Genomic DNA, 20,366 nt, shown 5'->3' with positions numbered 1-20,366 from the left:
TCAGGGCGCGAGCGACCGAAAATTACTCCGGTCGCCCTTTTAGAGCATCGATCACGTCCTTGAAGCCTGCGGCACTTATACTTTAGGTCCGTCGCGGCGGGGGAGTGCCGAGGCGCCGGAGAGCCGCCGGCAAGGGGCAGGCGGGATCTGCCGCGAGATCTGCCGGGTACCGTCCGGCGTCGCACGTTCAGCCGGGTGGGTCGACCTTCACGCCCTGCGGGCCGACTTCGATCTGCAAGCTGTTCTGGTCACGCTCATAGGCGCGGTAGGCGAAAACCCCCGCGACAACGGCCAGAATGACCACCAGAGCGCCGAGTACCGTGCGATTCATCATGTTCTCCTCGCCGGGTGGCGTGGAATGGAGCGTTGCGTCCCGGCATCACTCGAACGCGCGGAGGTAGCACCGGGTTCCATGACCGCGCGACGCGGGTCGGGAGGGGGGGCTGGCCGGGAGGCAACAGTGCTCGGCGGCCCCGCACCGCGCCTGACGCAACGGCGCCCGCGACGCTTTCGTGTCGAAAGTGCACCTGACGTGGAGTGAGGGGCGGGACCGGTGTTCTGCAATTCAGCAGCGACCCTGCGTCAGTTCATTCCGAGAAGATCGCCAATACGGCGTGAGCTATCACATTCCCGAGACACACATGTAACTGACGTTAAGTAACTCATTACATCGTTATTTACAGTGTAGACGTTGTCCTTACGTCAATAACTATTGGTATTATGGATATTGCGCGCAAACGAAGACATGATAATGATGTTTATGTGGAAGAAATGACGCATGAGGAATGAGGGGTTGCTTTACTAAAGGTCAGTTTTTGACCTTGGGGAATGTCGAATTTCGACAAAACTCCGGCAGGTGCGACCCGACGAGCGTTCTTCGATGCGGCACACCTTGAATGAAACCCGGACGCATGAGCGCCCGCGTCGGAAGCGGCCGCCTCAAGAGCCGTGCGGCAACCACAGGTCGAGGAAATCCAATGGAAAACAACGCGACGACCACGCGCGCCTGGGAACCTTGGTTCCAGCTCGCGTGCGGCATCATCTGCATGGCGATGATTGCCAATCTCCAATACGGATGGACGCTTTTCGTTGATCCGATCGACCAGGCACATGGCTGGGGCCGCGCGGCGATCCAGACCGCCTTCACCATCTTCGTGCTGACCGAGACCTGGCTGGTGCCGGTCGAGGCGTGGTTCGTCGACCGCTACGGCCCGCGCATCGTGCTGTCCTTCGGTGCGGTGATGATCGCGCTGTCGTGGGTCATCAACTCCTACGCCACCTCGCTCTTCATGCTGTATGCGGGCGCGATCTTCGGCGGCATCGGGGCGGGTTCGGTCTATGGCACCTGCGTTGGTAACGCGCTGAAGTGGTTCCCCTATCGCCGCGGCCTCGCGGCTGGCGCGACGGCTGCCGGCTTCGGCGCCGGCGCGGCCCTGACCGTCGTGCCGATCGCGCACATCATCGCGTCGTCCGGCTATCAGACCGCCTTCTTCTGGTTCGGCATCGGGCAGGGCCTCATCGTTCTGGTCGTGGCGCAGTTCCTGTACCCGCCGAAGTTCAAGATCGCGGCGCCGAAGAAGGCGCTGAGCATCCCCCAGAGCAAGGTGGACTATCAGCCCTCGCAGACCGTGACCAAGCCGGTGTTCTGGCTGCTCTACCTCATGTTCGTCATGGTCGCCTCGGGCGGCCTGATGGCCGCGGCGCAGATCGGGCCGATCGCTCACGATCTGGGCGTGGCGACCACCGAGGTCAGCATCCTGGGCATCTCGGCGGCGGCGCTTACGCTGGCGATTTCGCTCGACCGTATCTTCGACGGCTTCGGCCGCCCGATCTTCGGCTATGTGTCGGACCGCATCGGCCGTGAGAACACCATGTTCATCGCCTTCGGCACCGCAGCCTGCATGCTGCTGATCATGGTCTTCCACGGTTCGAACCCCTACGTGTTCGTCATCGCCACGGCGTGCTTCTTTGGCGTGTTCGGCGAGATCTACTCGCTGTTCCCGGCGACCTGCGGCGACACCTTCGGCTCGAAGTTCGCCACCACCAATGCCGGCATGCTCTACACCGCCAAGGGTACGGCGGCGCTGCTGGTGCCCTTCGCCAGCATCCTGGCGTCGTTCTATGGCTGGTACGCGGTGTTCGCCATCGCCGTCGGCCTCAACGCGACGGCGGCTCTTCTCGCCCTGTTCGTGCTGAAGCCGCTGCGCACGCGCTTCATCGCGGCCAGCGCCGTGGAGGCCCAGGGCCTCGCCGCGGCCCCGGTCGGGGCGCAGCAGTCGCCGGCTCACTGATCACGCATGATGACAAAAAAGGGGCGCGCCAGCCACCCGGCCGGCGCGCCCCTTCCTTTTGAGGCCCTTCAGACGAGGGAGCCGTAGACCTCTGGCCGCCGGTCCTTGAGGTGGGAGTTGAAGCGGCGCGCGGTTGCGATGCGCTCGGGGAGAATATCGGCGAACAGCAGCTCCTCGCCTTCGCCCACGATCACCAGATTGCCGCCGTTCGGGTCCCCCACGCAGCTCAGTCCCACATAGTCCAGTTCGCCCTCGCGGCCGCAGCGATTGGCATAGGCGACGAACAGCCCGTTCTCGAAGGCGCGGGTCGGCACGACGAGGTTCGATACCGCGTCATAGGGCTTCATGTTGGCGGTCGGCACCAGCACAAGGTCCACCCCGGCCAGCGCCAGCGCTCGCACCGCTTCGGGAAATTCCACGTCGTAGCAGATGAGAATGCCGAGCTTCAGGCCGTCCAGCACGGTTGTCGCCGTCAGCACGTCGCCGGGCGCGAACATCTCCCGGTCCAGCGCCGCGAAAAGATGCGCCTTGCGATAGTTCAGCCGGCGCGCGCCCGTCCGGTCGAGCAGCAGGGCGGCGTTGTACACCACCCCGTCCTCGCCGCGCTCGGGATAGCCGTAGCAGAGCGCGAGGCCATGACGCCGGGCGATGTCGGCCGCGCGTTGCGCGCTCGGTCCGTTCGCCGGCTCGGCGAGGCGATCGGCTTCCGCCGGCCCGATATTGTAGCCGGAGAGGAACATCTCCGGCGCCAGCAGCAGGTCGGCGCCGCCCGCCGCCGCCCGTGCGGCCGCCGCCTCCAGCAGGTCGAGATTGGCGGCCGGGCGATTCGCTCCATCGCCCGCCGTCTGCCACAGCGCGATCCGCATCAGGCGCCGCGCCGTGCCTGATGCGCGGTCACCGCCATGCAGAAGATCTCGAACAGCATCTGCGCGCCGGCATGGGCGGTGTTGGAGGTCGCGTCGTACTGGGGCGCCACCTCGACCACGTCGCCGCCGATCACGTCGAGCCCGTTGAGGCCGCGGAAGATCTCCAGCACCTCGCGCGTGGTGAGCCCGCCGATTTCCGGCGTGCCGGTGCCGGGCGCGAAGGCGGGGTCGAGGCTGTCCACGTCGAAGGAGACATAGACCGGCCCGGTGCCCAGTACCTGCTTCGCCTTCTCGATGATGGCCGGCACACCCATGCCGGTCACTTCCTCGGCGTGGACCACGGTCATGCCGCTCTCATAGGAGAATTCCCACAGGAACTCCGCGCCGCCGCGAATGCCGATCTGGATGGTGCGCTCAGGGTCCAGCGTGCCGTCCAGCACGGCTTTGCGGAAAGGGCCGCCATGGTGAAATTTCGACCCCTCGTAGACACCGCTGGTGTCGCAATGGGCGTCGATGTGCAGCATGCCCACGGGGCGCTTTTCGCCCACCGCCTTGAGAATCGAGCCGGTGATGGAGTGGTCGCCGCCCACCGCGAGCGGAATCACTCCCGCCGCCACCACCTTCTTGAAGAAGGCCTCGATGTCGGCGTGACACTGCTCCAGGCTGAACCGGCTGGTGAACGGCATGTCGCCGATATCGGCCACGTTCACGTCCGCCGACGGCACCATGCCCAGAACGTGCTCATAAGGCCCGATGCGCTCGATCGCCCGCACCGCGCGCGGGCCGAGCCGGGCGCCGGCACGGTTGGTGACGCCCAGATCCATCGGCACCCCGATCAGCGCGATGTCGAGCCCGCCGAAATCGGGCAGCTCGGGCGCGTCGGGGCGATAAGGCGCATCGAGCAGCATGGCCGGGTTGGCCCACGGCCACACCCGCTTGTCGCCGCCCTTGAACTGAAGCTCGGCCACCCGCTTGAAGGTAGGATCAAAAATCACGCCTCCGGCAATGGAACCATATTTGGCCCGGAGCCGTTCGAGCTTTTCCTGGTCGGACATCGTCGCCTCATCATGCTGCTTGGTGAGGTTAGACTATCCGCGTCGTGTCGCGCCGGGGAGGGGGCATCTGGCCTCGGTCCCGCCCTCCTTCGTCGCATAGGTGCCCCGCTGCGGGCGGTCGAGAGACCCATCGCTGCTGTGATCCTGTGCGCCGTCGCCGCCGTATTGCCTAACGAGCGATCATATCCAGTGCCCGTTCTGGCAAGTTTCCGAACGTGGTGCCTCTGGAAAGTCAGATTGCGCCCACATATTGGAATCTTTCCAGCTTCGCCAACGCGGAGTAAATTCAACGGCCCTCCTCAAAAGCCGGGCGGAATGGCCCCGGTGGATCGATACCATGCAAGTTGCTTTGTCGAAGGTTGTGGCAGCGGAGCGAGGCGGCGTCGCGGGCAGGGATTCGATTACCCGTTCGCTGGACGCGATTCGCCGGCATCTTGATATGGACATCGCCTATGTGTCCGAGTTCTCCGGCGACACGGCGATCTTTCGCCGCGTGAACGCGCCCGGCTACGAGCACATGCTGAAGCCGGGCGACACCATGCGGCTCGACGACATCTACTGCCGGCACATTCTTGAAGGCCGTCTACCGAACCTGATCCCGAACACGTCGCGCGAGCCGGTGGCGCTGGCGATTCCCATCACGCGGGCCCTGCCCATCGGCAAGCATGTCAGCGTGCCGATCATCCTGCCGGACGGGTCGATCTACGGCATGTTCTGCTGCCTGGGCACCAAGCCCGACGACAGCCTGCACGACCGCGACCTTCAGGTTCTCAAGGTGTTTGCCGATGTGGCGGCCCTTGAAATCTCGGAGGAGCAGCAAGAGGCGGCCAAGCTGCGCGAGCGGGTCGATGCCGTTCAGGACATCCTCGATTCCGGTAACATCCAGATCCACTATCAGCCGCTGTGGCGGCTTGGTCAGGCGCGCCCGGTGGGATTCGAGTGCCTCTCGCGCTTTCCGCAGAAACCCTACCGCTCGCCGGACAAGTGGTTCAGCGAGGCCGCCGACCTTGGCATGGGCGTGAACCTGGAAATCCTCGCCATCCGGCGGTCTCTCTCCGTGCTGCCGGAACTGCCGTCCGACATGTATCTCACCATCAATGTCTCGCCGGAGGCGGTGCTGAGCGGGCGGCTCGACAAGCTGCTGGCCGATGCACCGCCCCGGCAGGTCGTCATCGAGATCACTGAGCACGCGCTGATCGAGGACTATCAGAAGATCATCACCTCGCTCAGCGCCTTTCGTGCCCGTGGTTTCAAGCTCGCGGTCGACGACGCGGGCGCCGGCTATTCCTGCCTGCAGCACATCCTTCAGCTACAGCCCGACCTCATCAAGCTCGACATGTCCCTGACGCGCGACATCGACAGCGACCCCGCCCGCAAGGCGCTGGCCTCCGCGCTGGTGTCGTTCTCGCGCGAGACCGGCAGCCGGATCATTGCCGAGGGCGTGGAAACCGAGGCTGAACTGATGACGCTGCGCGCCATCGGCGTCGAGAAGGCGCAGGGTTACCTGCTGGGCAGGCCGATGCCGTTTGACCAGGCCCGCGGCTTCTTCGACATCACCGAGGCGCCGTTCGGTCTTGCCGGGCAGGTTCAGGGAGAGCTTCCAGCCGCCCCCGCCAACGCGTCTTCGCCCAACTAGCCGGCGATATCGAGCAGGATCTCCGTCAACGCTTCCGGTGCGCTGAGGAACGGGGAATGCCCGGTGTCGAGCTGGTGCACCTGCGCGCCCGGCACCGCCGCCTGCATCTCGCGCTGCACCGGCAGCGGCAGGCCGTGGTCCTTCAGGCACTCGATATAGTGCCGGTTCAACTTGCCGAAGCGCTTCGGCGTGATCGCCGACACCGTCGCGAACGGCGCATGCGGTGTGACGCGCACGAGATTGGCCAGCGCCCGGTCGATGTCATGGGCGGTGCAGTCGGAATAAAGCGAGCGCGCGATCAGGTCGCGCTTGGTCAGGTCCAGCCCCAGCCCGTCCTTGCCCAGCCGCAGCATTCCCTGCGTCTCGACGATCGCGGGATCCTTCAGATAGGTCGGCGTCATCACGAAGTCGCGGGCGCTCTTGCCGTTCGGCGCCATGAAGCCGGTCAGGTACACCAGCGCGGCGATGCGCTCGGGCATCTCCTCGCCGAGCCAGGTGCAGGTCGCCCCGCCCACGGAGTGGCCGACCAGGATCGCCTTGCCCTCGATCGCCTCCAGCGCCTCGCGCGCCGGGGCGGCATAGATCGCGATGTCGGTGACGGCGGCGGTCGGCGTGGTGTCGAAGCCGTGGCTGGCGAGATCGGGGGCGATCACGCAATGGCCGGCGGCGCCCAGAATGTTCGCCACCTTCTGGAAGCAGCCGCCCCAGTGCCAGGAGCCGTGGATGAGGATGAAGGTGGCCATGGCGCGTGTCTCCCTGTTTGAGCGCGTCCTAGCGGTCCGGGCGCGGGCCGTCCAGCGTGGCATGCATTGCGCCATGACAAAGCCGGTCTGCGCACGCGGCCCTTTCGTGCTCCGGTAGGGCAGGTTAGATTCTGACCATGGCGCCGGATCGGTCACGGCGCGCGCGAGGCATGTCCATGGTTTATCGTCATCTCGTCGGTTCGCAGTCCTATGTCTTCCGCGACCTGAAGGAACTGATGGCCAAGGCGACTCCGATCCGCTCGGGCGACATGCTGGCGGGCGTGGCGGCGAGTTCGGCCGAGGAAAACGTCGCCGCCCGGATGTGCCTCGCCGAGGTGCCGCTCGCGACCTTCCTGACCGAGGCGCTGGTGCCCTATGAGAGCGACGAGGTCACGCGCCTGATCCTCGACACCCATGATGCCGCCGCCTTCGCGCCGGTCTCGCACATGATGGTCGGCGACTTTCGCGATTTCCTGCTGTCCGATGCCGCCAACGCCCAGTCTCTCGCCGCGCTGGCGCCGGGCATCACCCCGGAAATGGCGGCGGCGGTGTCGAAGCTGATGCGCAATCAGGACCTGATCGCGGTCGCCCGCAAATGCCGGGTGGTCACCAGGTTCCGCAACACCATCGGCCTGCCGGGCACCATGGCGGTGCGGCTTCAGCCCAATCACCCCACCGACGACCGCGCCGGCATCACCGCCTCGATTCTCGATGGCCTGCTGTATGGCTGCGGCGATGCTGTGATCGGCATCAATCCGGCGTCCGACAGCCTGCCGGTGCTGAGCGATCTCCTCAAGCTGGTCGACGATGTCATCCAGCGCTTCGAGATCCCCACCCAGTCGTGCGTGCTGACCCATGTCACCACCTCCACCGAGGTGATCAATCGCGGCGTCCCGGTCGACCTCGTCTTCCAGTCCGTTGCCGGCACTGAGGGCGCCAACACCTCCTTCGGCATCTCGCTGGCGACGCTTCAGGAAGGCTATGAGGCGGCGCTGTCGCTCAAGCGCGGCACGCTCGGCGACAATGTGATGTATTTCGAGACCGGGCAGGGCTCCGCGCTCTCCGCCAACGCTCATCACGGGGTCGACCAGCAGACGCTGGAAGCGCGCGCCTATGCGGTGTGCCGCCCCTTCAAGCCGTTGCTGGTCAACACGGTCGTCGGCTTCATCGGGCCGGAATATCTGTATGATGGCAAGCAGATCATCCGCGCCGGGCTGGAAGACCATTTCTGCGGCAAGCTGATGGGCGTGCCGCTGGGCTGCGACGTCTGCTACACCAACCACGCCGAGGCTGACCAGGACGACATGGACACGCTGATGACCCTGCTCGGCGCGGCGGGCGTGACCTACATCATGGGCATTCCCGGCTCCGACGACGTGATGCTGAACTACCAGTCCACCTCGTTCCACGACCAGCTCTACCTGCGCGACGTGCTGGGCCTCAAGCGCGCGCCGGAGTTCGAGCAATGGCTGCAATCCATGGGCATCACCGGGCCGGACGGGCGGCTGCGGCCGCAGGGCGGTTCCAGCCCGTTGCTGGCGTTCGCGCCGCACCTCGCCGCGTGAGGACGCGCGGATGACCAAGGACGCCTACGTCATCGAGGATGCCTGGCTCAAGCTCGCCGGCGCCACACCCGCCCGCATCGCGCTCGGCCGCGCCGGGGCAGGCCTGCCCACGCGCGAGGTGCTGCGCTTCGCCTTGGCCCATGCCCAGGCCCGCGACGCGGTGCACACACCGTTCGATTCGGAAAAAATCGCCGGTGAGATCACTGAGCTTGGCCTTGAGGCGGTGCAGGTGACCTCTGCCGCTCCTGCGCGCGATGCCTATCTGCGCCGCCCCGATCTCGGTCGCAAACTGTCCGAGGCGGGCCGTGCCGCTCTCGCGCCGTTCAGGGATACCGCGCCCGATCTGGTCATCGTCGTCGCCGACGGCCTGTCTTCCACCGCCATCCATGCGCAGGCGCATGGCTTTCTGTCCGCCCTCAAGGCGCGCATCGCCGGGGAGGGCTGGCGCCTCGGGCCGGTGGTCATTGCCTCCCAGGCGCGTGTCGCGCTTGGCGATGAGGTTGGCGAACTGCTTGGGGCGAAAGCGGTCGTGGTGCTTATCGGCGAGCGGCCGGGCCTTTCCTCGCCGGACAGTCTCGGCCTCTACCTGACCTTCGCGCCGAAGGTCGGGCGCTCGGATGCGGAGCGCAACTGCATCTCGAACGTGCGCGGCGATGGGCTCTCCTTCGATGCCGCCGCCTTCAAGCTGGTATGGCTGCTGAAAGAGGCGCTGGCCCGCCGCCTCACCGGCGTCACCCTCAAGGATGAAAGCGACCTGCTGCTGGTCGCCGGTCATCCCCCGCCGCCCCGCATCGGGTGATCGCGCAAGGCCGGTGCTGGCAGCGATTGTGCCGCGACGACGGCGAGGCTAGACCAGCCCCGCAATGACTGCGTTCCCCGAACCGAGTTCCCCGATGAACATTGAAGCCAGCCCCGCCGCCGTCCTCGAAGCGCGCATCGCGGCGAAGGAAGCGGTGATCGGTGTCATCGGCCTCGGCTATGTCGGCCTTCCGCTGGCGCTGGTGGCGGTTGAGGCCGGGTTCCCGGTGATCGGCTTCGACATCAATCCGAAGCGGGTCGCCGAAATCGCCGCCGGCCGGCAGGTCATCAAGTACATTCCGGGCGCGCGCATGGAGGCGGCGCTGGCCACTTCGCGCTTCGACGTCACGCAGGATTTCGCGCGGCTCGGCGCGTGCGACGCGCTCATCGTCTGCGTGCCGACCCCGCTCACCCGCCAGCGCGAGCCGGACCTGTCCTTTGTCATCGACACCGCCCGCGCCATCGCCCGCACCCTGCGGCCGGGCCAGATCGTGGTGCTGGAATCCACCACCTGGCCCGGCACCACGGTGGAAGTGGTGAAGCCGATCCTTGAGGAAACCGGTCTCAAGGCGGGGCGCGACGTCTTCCTCGCCTTTTCGCCGGAGCGCGAGGATCCCGGCAATGCCAGCTACTCCACCGCGACCATCCCGAAGGTCGTCGGCGGCGATGGCGAAGTGGCCGGTGCGTTGGCGCAGGCGCTCTACGCCCCGCTGGTGTCGCGGGTCGTGCCGGTGTCCTCCACCCAGGTCGCCGAGGCGGTGAAGCTCACCGAGAACATCTTCCGCTCGGTCAATATCGCGCTGGTGAACGAGCTGAAGACCGTCTACGGCGCCATGGGCATCGACATCTGGGAGGTGATCGAGGCCGCCGGCACCAAGCCGTTCGGCTTCATGCCGTTCTATCCCGGCCCCGGCCTTGGCGGGCACTGCATCCCGATCGATCCGTTCTACCTCACCTGGAAGGCGCGGGAGTTCGACATCGAGACCCGCTTCATCGAACTGGCGGGCCAGATCAACACCCGCATGCCCTATCACGTCGTCGATCGCCTCGCGGAGGCGCTGGACACACTGGGTGGGCGAGGGCTGTCGGGCGCGCGCATCCTCGTGCTCGGCGTCGCCTACAAAAAGAACGTCGACGATGTGCGCGAGAGCCCGGCGCTGAAGCTGATGGAGCTGATCGACGAGCGCGGCGGGCTGTGCGAATTCCATGACCCCTTCGTCGCCGCGCTGCCCTCCACCCGGCGCCACCAGCGCCTGAACGGCAAGCGCTCGATCGCTCTCACCCCCGAGGCGGTCGCCGGCTTCGATGCGGTGCTTGTCGCCACCGACCATGACGAGGTCGACTACGCCCTTGTCGCCGCCCATGCGCGGGTGGTGGTCGACACCCGCAACGTCTTCACCCGCCTGGGCCTGCCGGTGGAGCGCCTGCTCAAGGCGTGAGCCTCGACGCGCTCGACCGAGGGGCACTCACTTCACCTGCGCGCACACCGCTTCCGGGGCGACGTCGGTGCAGTGCGGCCCGCGGCGGAAATTGTCGTAATAGATCCGCCACTCCCCCGTCTGGCCGGCCCGGTAGGGGCCGAACTTGAAGTACATGTGGTCGCCAAGGCCGTCGCCCTCGTGGCCGATCGCGCCTTCCACGGTCGCGACCCAGGCGCCATTGGCGAGCACGTCGATCCGTCCATCGCCGTTCGGGCCGGGTTTCACCTGGAACACGAAATCGATCCAGCCCGAATCGAGCGCGGGAATCTCGCCGCCGCGCCGCGTCACCCGCTGGTCGCTGGTGCAGCCGGGAAAGCCGGCGGCCACGGCATCCTCATGTCCCGGCGCCAGGGCTATGAGCGAGCGGAACTGGGAATATTCGTCGGGTGGCGAAGCGGGCGCGTCGCCGGGCTGGCAGCCGGTGGCCTTGTAGGTCGCCATGTCGGTATCGACCGTCACCGCGACCCGGCCGTCGATCATGCGCAGCGCCAGCAGCGGGCTGTAGTCGCCATCGGCGCCCGGCTCGATCTCGCGCTTCCACTGCGCCATCACATAGCGATGGCGTTCGGTTGGAATGGGCTGCGCCATCTGCATCGAGAAGGCGTACCAGACAGGCTCGCCATAGAGCACGAGCACTTCGGGTTTCTCCCACACCTCGGCGCGCTCGCTGCACAGGCCGTTGACCTTCTTGCACTGCGGACGCACCGAAAGGTCGATCGCCTGCTTGCCGGAACGCACGACCTCGGTTTCGAAGCTGTAGGAGCCCGCGCCCTGTTCGTGGTTGTTCTTGTAGTAGAGCCCGCCGCCCGGCGCGAAGGTGGTGCCCTCGAAGCCGTCGAACAGCACCATGTCGCGGCCATCGGCCGGTTGCGCGCCGACGGGTGCCGACAGCAGGCCGGAGAGCGTGAACGCAGACAGAAACACGCCGGCGAGGGGCGATCGGAACCGTTCCAGCATACGGCTAAGTCTCGCTAATCATGCTAGTATCGTCATTAAATGGTGATCCGGCATGCGCGTGAGTGAGTCCGTGCCTATCTGTGTCCACCGATCCTAGCTTCCGCTTTCAAGAGGCGTAAAGGCCTTGTACGTCAACTTCTTCCATTACGTCTGGCAGCACAGCCGGCGCGAACAGATCATTGTTCTCTGCTTCGTGGTCGGCTCGCTGCCGTTCTACTGGTGGTCTCTCGACGTGCCCAAGCGCATCGTCAACGAGGCCATCCAGGGCAGCGTGTTCGCCCATGGCCAGGACAAGGCCCTGCTGTTCGACTTCACCTTTTCACTGCCGAGTTTCCTGGGCGGTTACAGCTTCCAGATCTCCGACGGATGGATGTTCGCCCAGCTGCCGTACCTGCTGGCGCTGAGCATGCTGTTCCTCGTGCTCACGCTGATCAACGGCTGGTTCAAATACGTCATCAACATCCGCAAGGGCATTCTCGGCGAGCGCATGCTGCGCCGTCTGCGCTTCGAGCTGTTCTCGATGGTGATGCGCTTCCGTCCGGAGGATGTGCGCACCACCAAGCCCGCCGAAGTCACCAGCATGATCAAGGACGAGGTGGAGCCCATCGGTGGCTTCTTCGGCGAGGCGTTCATCACGCCGGCCTTCCTCGGCACCCAGGCGATCACCGCCATGGCGTTCATCCTGGCGCAGAACATGTGGCTGGGCACGTTGGCGCTGCTGCTCATCCTCGTGCAGGGCATCGTCATTCCGCATCTGCGGCGCGAGCAGATCCGTCTCGGCCGGATGCGCCAGCTGGAATCGCGCGTGCTCGCCGGACGCATCGGCGAGATGATCGAGGCGGCGCCGGCGCTGCATGCCTATGGCGTCACGCGCTACAGCGCGTCCGAGATCGGCAAGCGGCTGGGCACGCTGTTCGACATCCGCCTGCGGCTCTACCGCCGCAAATTCGCGGTGAAGTACCTCAACAACCTGCTGGCGCAGCTCACCCCCTTCATCTTCTACACGGTGGGCGGCTATCTCGCCCTGCAGGGGCGGCTGGACATCGGCCAGCTCGTCGCCGTCATCGCCGCCTATCGCGACTTGCCCGGCCCGATCAAGGAGCTGATCGACTGGGACCAGCAGCGCGCCGACGTGACCGTGAAATACGAGCAGGTGGTCGGGGCCTTCGCCAAGGACTTCCTGCTCAGCGAGGAACCCGAAAGCGAGCCCGAGCCGATCCCGGCCGATGCGCCGTTCACGATGGTGGGCGTGCGCGTCGTCAACGGGCGCGGTCTGGTGCAGATCGACCGCATGTCCACGGCCATCACCCGGCCGGGGCGTGTGGCCGTGGTCGGTTCGGCCGGCAGCGGCCGCGACATCCTGCCGAAGGTGCTGGGGCGCCAGATCACGGACTATCAGGGCAGCATCACCCTGGGCGGACAGGAACTCGCGGCCATGTCGGACCGTGCCGCGAGCGCGGTGCTGCTGTATCTGACCGGCGAGCCCTACATCATGTCGGGCACCATTCGCGACAATCTCGTGCTCGCGCTGCGGCGCGCGGCGCCGGCGCCGGAGGAACCGAAGAACGCCTTCGAGCGCTACTGGCGCGACGAGGCGCTGATGACCGACAACCCGATCGTCTCGCCGGATACCGACTGGGTCGACTATGGCGCGCTCGACCTGGAAGGCCCCGAGCATCTCAACGCCGCCATCATCACCGCGCTGCGCGTGGTGCGCGGCTATGACGAGGTGTACCGCGTCGGCATGCAGAGCCGGCTCGGCTCGGATGTGCCCGAGGACATCGCCGCGCGGATGGTGGATGCCCGCAGCGCCATTCTGGCTCGTTTCGCCGAGCTTGGCATCGTCGACTATGTCGAGGCGTTCCAGCCCAGGCGCTTCAACACCAACGCCACCATTGGCGAGAACTTGCTGTTCGGCGTGTCGGTCGGGCACCGCTTCACGCCCGAGAATCTGGCGCAGGACCCCTTCGTGCGCTCCATCATCTCGGCGGAGGCGCTGTCCGGGCCGCTGACCGAGATCGGCCTGAAGATGGTGGAAACCGTGGCGGAAGCGTTCCAGGGCCTGGCGGCCAACAATCCGCTGCGCGAGCGCTATTCGTTCATCGACGATTCCGAGCTGGGCGAGATCTGGCCGAAGGTCGAATCCGCCTGGCAACGCGGCCAGCGCCGCCAGCTTCCGCCGGACGTGCGCGACAAGCTCATCGGCTACGCGCTGATGTATATCGAGCCGCGCCACCGCCTGAATCTGATGGATGACCGGCTGGTTGAGCGCGTGCTGCGCGCGCGGCGCAGCTTCCGGCAGTTCCTGCCGGCGCAGGATGTCGGCGAAATCGAGTTCTATGATCCCAAGCGTCTGATGCCGGGCGCCTCGATCCGCGACAACCTGCTGTTCGGCCGCATCCGCTACGGCAAGGCCCATGCCCGCGAGCGGCTGGTCGCGGCGGCGGCGGCGGTGATGACCGAGCTCGGGCTGGAGGCGTTCATCGTCTCCAAGGGCCTCGACCAGGAGGCCGGGCCGGGCGGCCGCCTGCTTTCCGTCCAGCAGCGCGCGACCATCCAATTGGCGCGCGCCATGTTGCGGCACCCTGATATTCTCATTCTCGACGACGCCCTCTCTAGCTTTGGGGCGTCGGAGGCGCATATGATCATGGAGAATATACTGGAGGCCCAGGCTGGAAAGACGGTCATCATCACGCAGTCGGCCGAGGATGATGTGTCGATGTTCGATCAGGTTCTGAGATTCGAGGGAGCTAAACTGGTCAGTGGCGAGCACACGCCCCGCACCACCGAAGCGACGGCGGACATGGTGGAATCACCACATGCACCCTCGATTCAGGCAGAACCGCCTTCCACCGAAACCGACCGTAGCCACCAGGACCAGGAGGCGATGAAATGACCATTGAGGACGAAGTCCGGTCGCTTCAGAAATTCCGGATGTTTCATGAGGTCGAGAGCGGCAAGCTGAAGCTCCTGGCCATGATCAGCGATCGGGTCGTGTTCCATCCCGACGAAGTCATCTATGAGCAGGGCGCGGTGTCGGACGCCGTCTACATCGTGCTGGAGGGCCAGTACAATGTGTCGCTGCGCACGAAGTCGGGTGAGATCGGCTTCGCCCAGCATGTGCGCGGCGCCCTGCTGGGCGAAGCGGGCGTGCTGTGCGACCAGAATCGCATGGTGACGATCACCGCCGAGACCTCGGTCGTGGCGCTGAGGATCGACCGCGAGGCGTTTCTGCAGCTGTTGAAGGAGTCTCCCCCCTTCAATCACGCCGTGATGCGTGAGCTGGGCCGGCAGATCATGGATCTCAACAATATCTGCGCCCAGCTCGTCGAGAAGCTGCCGAAGGGCTCGGCCATCGCGGATGCCGGCATTTCCCTGGCCGTACCTTCCGGCGCGCACTGACATGATCGCATGGCCATGACGTCGACGACGCAGGACGACCAGAAGCACGCTTCGCTCAGAACGGGACGTGACTACCCCTGGGGCTGCCTCGCGCGGCAATGGTCGGGTTTCCTGCTGTTCGCCTTCGTCCTGACCCATCTGCTGAACCATGCGGTGGGCATCTTCGGCATCGAGGCCATGCAGTATGTCCAGCAGTGGCGCTGGCTGATCTGGCAGTCCTGGCCGGGCAGCGTCCTGTTCTACGCCGCGGTCGTGGTTCACATGTTCCTGTCGGGCTACCGCATCGCCTTGCGGCGGACCTGGCGGATGCCGCCCGACGAGATGTGGCAGATCGTTTCCGGCCTCACCATTCCGCTGCTCGCGGTGGGCCACGTCCTGCAGACGCGGGTCGCGGGGTCGATGTTCGGCGCCGACATCAGCTACGGCTCGGTGCTGTTCCTGATGTGGCCGGCGGTCGTGTTCTCGCAGACCATGCTCATCGTGGTGGCGTGGAGCCATGGGGTCATCGGGCTGCATCACGCGCTGCGCTATCAGCCCTGGTACAGGCACTGGCGCATTCCCGGCTACATCCTCGCCGTCCTCATCCCCTGCCTCGCCTTCGCCGGCTTCGTCTCCGCGGGACGCGAGGCGTCGAAGCTGACCTTCGAGCCGCGCACGCAGGAGCAGGCGGCCGGCGTCGAAGAAGTCGGCATGGTCGTGCGCTCGGGTGTCGCGGGCTTTGCCGTGGCCTTTGTCGGCCTGATGGGGCTGCTCTACCTGCGTCGCCGGGTCGGCTCGACCATCACCATCACCTATCGCGGATATGGCCCCGTGGAGGTGCCGGCCGGCACCTCGGTGCTGGAAGCCAGCCGCACCCACCACATTCCCCATCCCTCGTCCTGCCGGGGACGGGGGCGCTGTGCCACATGCCGGGTGCAGATCCTGGCCGGGGAGGGCAACGTCGCCGAGCCCTTCGGCGCCGAAAGCGCGATCCTCAACAGCATCGCGGCGCCGCCGAGCGTGCGGCTCGCCTGCCAGGTCCGCCCGTCGAGCGACATCAGCGTGCGGGTGCTGATGCCCGTGCTCGGCCGCCACGTCACCTCCGATCAGGACGCGGAGGCGCTGGAATGGGCGATGGAGCGCGATGCCGCGGTGCTGGTGCTGGACCTGCGCGCCTTCGCGACGCTGACGCAGAACCGGCTGCCGTATGAGATCGCGGTATTGGTGAACCGGTTCTCGAACGAGATGTGCCAGGCGGTGGAAAGCCATGACGGGCGGATCGACGTGATGTATGGGGACGGACTGACGGCGGTTTTCGACCAGTCCGAGCATCGCGCGGTCAATGCCCGCTCGGCACTGCGTGCGGCGCAGGACATGGGGCGCGTGCTTGAAATGCTCAATGCGGAGATGCGCGGCGTGCTGCCAATTCCGATACGTGCCGGCATTGGCATCCACACCGGCCGCGTGGTGCTGGCGCGCATCGGCGACGGCATCCACCAGCAGGAGATACGTGCCATCGGCGACACGCTCAGCGTTGCCGCCGCGCTGGAGAGCGCCTCGAAGGACTTCATCGCCGACTGCATGGTCTCCAAGGAAACGGCGGACGCGTCCGGCTTCAATTTCTCTGGCATGGTGCTGCGCGAAGTGATGCTCGATGGCGGCCATACCAGCATCCAGGCCTATGCCATCCCCGATGCGGGGCGGCTGGAGCAGGTGACATCGTCCAGTCCTGTGCTCGGGACGCTGAAGCTGGCGGGGGCCTAGGTGTGAGCGGGGAGGTGGCGAAGGATCTGCTGCGCATCGAGAACCTGCGCGTCTCTTTTGCGGTCCACGGACAGCTCAATGAGGTTGTGAAGGGCGTCTCCTTGCGGGTGCCGGCGGGGCGGACGGTCGCGCTGGTGGGCGAATCCGGCTCGGGAAAGACCGTGATTTCGCAGTCCATCATGGGTCTCCTGCCGCCCAACGGCATCATCCACGATGGACGGATCCTGTTCGCCGACCCCGCCAAGGACGGCAAGGTCATCGACATCGCCGAGCTCGACCGCGACGGCAAGAAGATCCGCAAGCTGCGCGGCGGGCGCATCGGCATGATCTTTCAGGAGCCGATGTCCTCGCTGTCGCCGGTGCACACCATCGGCAACCAGATCGAGGAAGCCCTCCAGCTTCATCGCCCGCACCCGCGCAAGGAAGCCCGCGCCATCACGGAGGAGATGCTGGGCCTCGTCGGCTTCCGCGATCCGCGCCGGAATTACGATCAGTACCCGTTCGAGCTCTCCGGAGGCCTGCGCCAGCGCGCCATGCTGGCGATGGCGCTGATCTGCCGTCCGGCGCTGCTGATCGCCGACGAGCCGACCACCGCGCTCGACGTCACCATCCAGGCCCAGGTGCTGAAGCTGATGAAGACGCTTCAGGGCGAGATGGGCATGGCGATCCTGCTCATCACCCATGATCTGGGCGTCGTCGCCAATGTGGCCGACGAGGTGGTGGTGGTGTATCGCGGCCGGGTCATGGAAGCGGGCCCGGTGGATGACATCTTCCGCCGCCCGCAGCATCCCTATCTCAAGGCCCTGCTCAAGGCCTCGCCGGACTTCGACATGCCCGAGGGCGAGCGTCTCGTCGCGCTGCGCGACGTCGCGCCCGCCGCCCCGCCGCTGGATCTGCGCCGCGAGGCCGGCAACCGCCCCGCATCCACGGCGCTGCTGAACGTGCGCAACCTGCGCAAGACCTATGGCAGCAAGCACGGCGCGCGCGTGGTCGCGGTGGAAAATGTCAGCTTCGACATCATGCGCGGCCATTGCTTCGGGCTGGTCGGGGAAAGCGGCTCGGGCAAGACCACGGTCGGCAATCTGATCATGCGCGCGCGCACCGCCGATTCAGGCTCGGTCATCTTCAACGACCGGGCAGGGCCGGTCGATGTGATGGGCCTCGACGACAACGAACTGCGCGCCTTCCGCCCCCGCATGCAGATGATCTTCCAGGATCCGGTCTCCTCGCTCTCCCCGCGCATGACGGTGCTGGACATCATCCGCGAACCGATGATCATTCAGGGGCGCGGCTCGGATGCGGAGCAGAAGCACCGTGCCGTGGAACTGATGGAATGCGTCGGCCTCGATCCGCGCTTCCTCAGCCGCTACCCGCACAGCTTCTCCGGCGGCCAGCGCCAGCGCATCGGCATCGCCCGCGCCCTCGCGCTCAATCCCGACCTCATCATCTGCGACGAGCCGGTCTCCGCGCTGGACGTGTCGGTGCAGGCGCAGGTGCTGAACCTTCTGAAGGACCTTCAGGCCTCGCTCGGCCTGACCTATCTCTTCGTGTCGCACAATCTCGCCGTGGTGCATTACATGGCCACCCAGATCGCGGTGATGGCGCGCGGGCGCATCGTCGAGATCGGGCCGCGCGACGCGCTGTTCCACCGTCCCGCCCATCCCTACACCCGCTCGCTGCTCAAGGCGGTGCCGTTGCCCGATCTTGATCGCAAGCTGGATTTCGACGTGGCGTTCACCGGCGGCGCCTCGGACCCCGTGACCTGGCCGGAGGAGTTCCGCGGCACGGCGCCGGGCTCACTGGAAATGCTCGATCTCGGCGGCGGGCATTTTGTGCTGGCCGATCGCGCCTGCACGGCGCGCGACGTCACGGCGGCATAGGGGCAAGCCATGTTGACGCGAAGGACTTTCGGGCTTCTGGCCCTGCTGTTGCCGGTAAGCAAATCCTTCGCGCAGCCGCGCGACATGTCGCTGGAGGCGCCGTCCCTGGTGCAGGACATCTGGGAAGGCCGGCTGCCGGACCTTTCCGAGCGCCTGCCGGAGGATCCGCGCGTCATCGATCTTCCCGCCATGGGCCGCACGCCCGGCCATTATGGCGGCACCCTGCGCATGCTGATGGGCGATCAGCGCGATATCCGCATGATGACCGTCTACAGCTATGCGCGGCTGGTGGTGTTCGATCTCAATGGCGAGATCATTCCCGACATTCTCGCCAAGGTGGATGTCGAGGAAGGGCGGATCTTCACGCTTCACCTGCGCAAGCGGCATCGCTGGTCCGACGGCCACCTCTTCACGGCGGAGGACTTCCGCTACTGGTGGGAGGATGTCGCCAATGACGACTATCTCAGCCCCGACGGCCCGCCGCTGCAACTGGTCGTGAAGGGCGAGCGCCCGCATTTCGAGGTCATCGACGAGACCACGGTCCGCTTCAGCTGGAGCATGCCCAATCCCGGCTTCCTGCCGGCGCTGGCGGCGGCGCAGCCGGTGCAGATCGCGCTGCCCTCCCACTACATGAAGCAGTTCCACCAGCGCTACGCCGATCCCCTGCGGCTGGCAGGGCTGATCAAGATGGAGCGGGTGAAGGGCTGGGGCGCGCTTCACGACCGCATGGCGCGGTCCTACCGCCCCGAAAACCCGGAATTGCCAACCCTTTCGGCGTGGATGCCGACGACGAAGCCGCCCTCGGAGTTCTTCATCTTCAAGCGAAATCCCTATTACCACCGGGTCGACGAGCAGGGCCGCCAGCTGCCCTATATCGACGAGGTGACGATGTCGATTGGCACCTCGTCGCTGATTCCCGCCAAGGTCGCGGCCGGCGGCGCCGACCTTCAGGCCCGCTATATCGCCTTCTCCGACTACACCTTCCTCAAGGAGGGGGAGGCGAACGGGCATTACAATGTGCGGTTGTGGGAGCGCGGCGAGGGGGCCTATGTCACGCTGGTGCCCAATCTCAACGTCACCGATCCCGGCTGGCGCGCCGTGCTGCGCGATGTCCGGGTGCGCCGCGCGCTGTCGGTGGCGATCAACCGGCGCGACATCAATCAGGTGATCTTCTTCGGGCTGGCCCATGAGGGAGCCAACACGGTGCTTCCCGGCAGCCCGCTCTACGATTCCCGCTTCGATCGTGCCTGGTCGCAATACGACCCCGCCCTCGCCAACAAGCTGCTCGACGAGGCCGGCCTCGAACGGCGCGACGATGATGGCATCCGCCTGCTGCCGGACGGGCGGCGCGCCGAGATCACGGTGGAAACCGCCGGCGACAATACCGAGGAAACCGACATCCTCGAACTCGTGGGCTATGACTGGGCCAAGATCGGCATCAAGCTCTACCCGCGCGGCGTGCAGCGCGACCTGCTGCGTCGCAGCGTCATCGCCGGCAATGCCAAGATGGCGGTCTGGCCGGGGCTCGACAACGCCACCGCCGGCCCCAACATGCCCCCGGACTCGCTCGCGCCCACCACCTCGATGCAGTTCCAGTGGCCGCTCTGGGGCCAGTATGTCGATACGATGGGCCGCGAGGGCGAAAAGCCGGACCTGCCCGCGGCGCAGGAGTTGGTCGACCTCGCCAAGCGCTGGCGCCGCTCGGTCACGCCCGAGGAGCGCAAGGAAATCTGGACGCGGATGCTGGAGATCAATGCCGATCAGGTGTTCACCATCGGCATCCTCAACCGCACGTCGCAGCCGGTCGTGGTGAGCAACAAACTGCGCAACGTGCCGGAAGTCGGGATCTACAGCTTCGAGCCCGGCGCCTATTTCGGCATCTACATGATCGACACTTTCTGGTTCGAGGACGGCAATGCCGCTCTCGAAGTGAAAAGGGACTGACGGAT

General features: G+C 66.1%; 15 protein-coding genes. 10 read left to right on the top strand and 5 right to left on the bottom strand.

All coding sequences use genetic code 11. The features are described from left to right. Nucleotides 1-187 precede the first annotated feature (187 nt). Entirely contained in the window at nt 188-331 is a 144-nt protein-coding gene (locus G3A50_RS21355) for a hypothetical protein (RefSeq protein WP_210255189.1), read from the bottom strand. A 646-nt stretch (nt 332-977) separates the two neighbouring features. Between G3A50_RS21355 and oxlT the strand changes: the two genes are divergently transcribed. Next, a complete protein-coding gene (gene oxlT, locus G3A50_RS21350; RefSeq protein ID WP_163077109.1) occupies nt 978-2,291 on the top strand; it encodes an oxalate/formate MFS antiporter in 1,314 nt (437 codons plus the stop codon). A gap of 68 nt (nt 2,292-2,359) precedes the next feature. Here the strand turns inward: oxlT and G3A50_RS21345 are convergent, their stop codons facing one another. Both G3A50_RS21345 and speB read right to left on the bottom strand, forming a co-directional pair. Then, nucleotides 2,360-3,157 (bottom strand): carbon-nitrogen hydrolase family protein, encoded by a 798-nt coding sequence (locus G3A50_RS21345; protein WP_163077108.1) that lies wholly within the window; start codon nt 3,155-3,157, stop codon nt 2,360-2,362. After that, nucleotides 3,157-4,212 carry an agmatinase gene (gene speB / locus G3A50_RS21340; protein ID WP_163077107.1) on the bottom strand — a complete coding sequence of 352 codons (1,056 nt, stop codon included), beginning with the start codon at nt 4,210-4,212 and terminating at the stop codon, nt 3,157-3,159. Before speB ends, G3A50_RS21345 begins: the two co-directional genes overlap by 1 nt. A 337-nt stretch (nt 4,213-4,549) precedes the next feature. Between speB and G3A50_RS21335 the strand changes: the two genes are divergently transcribed. Further along, nucleotides 4,550-5,848: a sensor domain-containing phosphodiesterase gene (locus G3A50_RS21335; RefSeq protein ID WP_163077106.1), complete on the top strand. Its 1,299-nt coding sequence runs from the start codon at nt 4,550-4,552 to the stop codon at nt 5,846-5,848. On the opposite strand, the gene G3A50_RS21330 is transcribed toward G3A50_RS21335, so the two are convergent. After that, nucleotides 5,845-6,591, bottom strand: a complete 747-nt coding sequence (locus G3A50_RS21330; RefSeq protein ID WP_163077105.1) for an alpha/beta fold hydrolase — start codon at nt 6,589-6,591, stop codon at nt 5,845-5,847. The two genes, G3A50_RS21335 and G3A50_RS21330, sit on opposite strands and share 4 nt — an antisense overlap. A gap of 176 nt (nt 6,592-6,767) precedes the next feature. Here G3A50_RS21330 and G3A50_RS21325 point away from each other — a divergent pair, with 176 nt between their 5' ends. From G3A50_RS21325 to G3A50_RS21315, 3 genes are all read left to right on the top strand, one after another. Further along, nucleotides 6,768-8,156: an ethanolamine ammonia-lyase subunit EutB gene (locus G3A50_RS21325; protein WP_163077976.1), complete on the top strand. Its 1,389-nt coding sequence runs from the start codon at nt 6,768-6,770 to the stop codon at nt 8,154-8,156. Nucleotides 8,157-8,166: 10 nt separating this feature from the next. After that, nucleotides 8,167-8,955 carry an ethanolamine ammonia-lyase subunit EutC gene (gene eutC, locus G3A50_RS21320; RefSeq protein ID WP_163077104.1) on the top strand — a complete coding sequence of 263 codons (789 nt, stop codon included), beginning with the start codon at nt 8,167-8,169 and terminating at the stop codon, nt 8,953-8,955. A 94-nt stretch (nt 8,956-9,049) separates the two neighbouring features. After that, entirely contained in the window at nt 9,050-10,393 is a 1,344-nt protein-coding gene (locus tag G3A50_RS21315) for a nucleotide sugar dehydrogenase (RefSeq protein WP_163077103.1), read from the top strand. 27 nt (nt 10,394-10,420) lie between these two features. Here the strand turns inward: G3A50_RS21315 and G3A50_RS21310 are convergent, their stop codons facing one another. Beyond that, nucleotides 10,421-11,392 (bottom strand): polysaccharide lyase family 20 protein, encoded by a 972-nt coding sequence (locus G3A50_RS21310; protein WP_163077102.1) that lies wholly within the window; start codon nt 11,390-11,392, stop codon nt 10,421-10,423. A 124-nt stretch (nt 11,393-11,516) separates the two neighbouring features. Here G3A50_RS21310 and G3A50_RS21305 point away from each other — a divergent pair, with 124 nt between their 5' ends. From G3A50_RS21305 to G3A50_RS21285, 5 genes are read left to right on the top strand one after another with little or no spacing between them, the layout of a single operon-like run. Beyond that, the gene (locus G3A50_RS21305; RefSeq protein ID WP_163077101.1) at nt 11,517-14,288 is read left to right on the top strand and encodes an ABC transporter ATP-binding protein/permease; all 2,772 of its coding nucleotides are present in this window, start codon (nt 11,517-11,519) and stop codon (nt 14,286-14,288) included. Then, a complete protein-coding gene (locus G3A50_RS21300) occupies nt 14,285-14,794 on the top strand; it encodes a cyclic nucleotide-binding domain-containing protein (RefSeq protein WP_163077100.1) in 510 nt (169 codons plus the stop codon). Before G3A50_RS21305 ends, G3A50_RS21300 begins: the two co-directional genes overlap by 4 nt. Before the next feature lie 15 nt (nt 14,795-14,809). After that, entirely contained in the window at nt 14,810-16,537 is a 1,728-nt protein-coding gene (locus G3A50_RS21295; protein ID WP_163077099.1) for an adenylate/guanylate cyclase domain-containing protein, read from the top strand. 2 nt (nt 16,538-16,539) lie between these two features. Beyond that, the gene (locus G3A50_RS21290) at nt 16,540-18,417 is read left to right on the top strand and encodes an ABC transporter ATP-binding protein (RefSeq protein ID WP_246251971.1); all 1,878 of its coding nucleotides are present in this window, start codon (nt 16,540-16,542) and stop codon (nt 18,415-18,417) included. A gap of 9 nt (nt 18,418-18,426) precedes the next feature. Next, nucleotides 18,427-20,361 carry an ABC transporter substrate-binding protein gene (locus tag G3A50_RS21285; protein ID WP_163077097.1) on the top strand — a complete coding sequence of 645 codons (1,935 nt, stop codon included), beginning with the start codon at nt 18,427-18,429 and terminating at the stop codon, nt 20,359-20,361. The last annotated feature ends 5 nt before the right edge of the window (nt 20,362-20,366 follow it).

It is taken from the genome of Ancylobacter pratisalsi (genome assembly GCF_010669125.1).
Taxonomy (GTDB): Bacteria; Pseudomonadota; Alphaproteobacteria; order Rhizobiales; family Xanthobacteraceae; genus Ancylobacter; species Ancylobacter pratisalsi.
The sequence above is the reverse complement of the archived record's forward strand: the minus strand, read 5'-3'. Positions and strand labels throughout refer to the sequence as shown.

Excerpts from the sequence above, each read along its gene's own strand:
- speB (WP_163077107.1), bottom strand. The coding sequence starts at position 4,212 with ATGTCCGACCAGGAAAAGCTCGAACGGCTCCGGGCCAAATATGGTTCC.
- G3A50_RS21300 (WP_163077100.1), top strand. The coding sequence starts at position 14,285 with ATGACCATTGAGGACGAAGTCCGGTCGCTTCAGAAATTCCGGATGTTT.
- G3A50_RS21335 (WP_163077106.1), top strand. The coding sequence starts at position 4,550 with ATGCAAGTTGCTTTGTCGAAGGTTGTGGCAGCGGAGCGAGGCGGCGTC.
- G3A50_RS21330 (WP_163077105.1), bottom strand. The coding sequence starts at position 6,591 with ATGGCCACCTTCATCCTCATCCACGGCTCCTGGCACTGGGGCGGCTGC.
- G3A50_RS21285 (WP_163077097.1), top strand. The coding sequence starts at position 18,427 with ATGTTGACGCGAAGGACTTTCGGGCTTCTGGCCCTGCTGTTGCCGGTA.
- G3A50_RS21315 (WP_163077103.1), top strand. The coding sequence starts at position 9,050 with ATGAACATTGAAGCCAGCCCCGCCGCCGTCCTCGAAGCGCGCATCGCG.
- G3A50_RS21310 (WP_163077102.1), bottom strand. The coding sequence starts at position 11,392 with ATGCTGGAACGGTTCCGATCGCCCCTCGCCGGCGTGTTTCTGTCTGCG.
- eutC (WP_163077104.1), top strand. The coding sequence starts at position 8,167 with ATGACCAAGGACGCCTACGTCATCGAGGATGCCTGGCTCAAGCTCGCC.
- G3A50_RS21295 (WP_163077099.1), top strand. The coding sequence starts at position 14,810 with ATGACGTCGACGACGCAGGACGACCAGAAGCACGCTTCGCTCAGAACG.
- G3A50_RS21355 (WP_210255189.1), bottom strand. The coding sequence starts at position 331 with ATGAATCGCACGGTACTCGGCGCTCTGGTGGTCATTCTGGCCGTTGTC.
- G3A50_RS21325 (WP_163077976.1), top strand. The coding sequence starts at position 6,768 with ATGGTTTATCGTCATCTCGTCGGTTCGCAGTCCTATGTCTTCCGCGAC.
- G3A50_RS21345 (WP_163077108.1), bottom strand. The coding sequence starts at position 3,157 with ATGCGGATCGCGCTGTGGCAGACGGCGGGCGATGGAGCGAATCGCCCG.
- oxlT (WP_163077109.1), top strand. The coding sequence starts at position 978 with ATGGAAAACAACGCGACGACCACGCGCGCCTGGGAACCTTGGTTCCAG.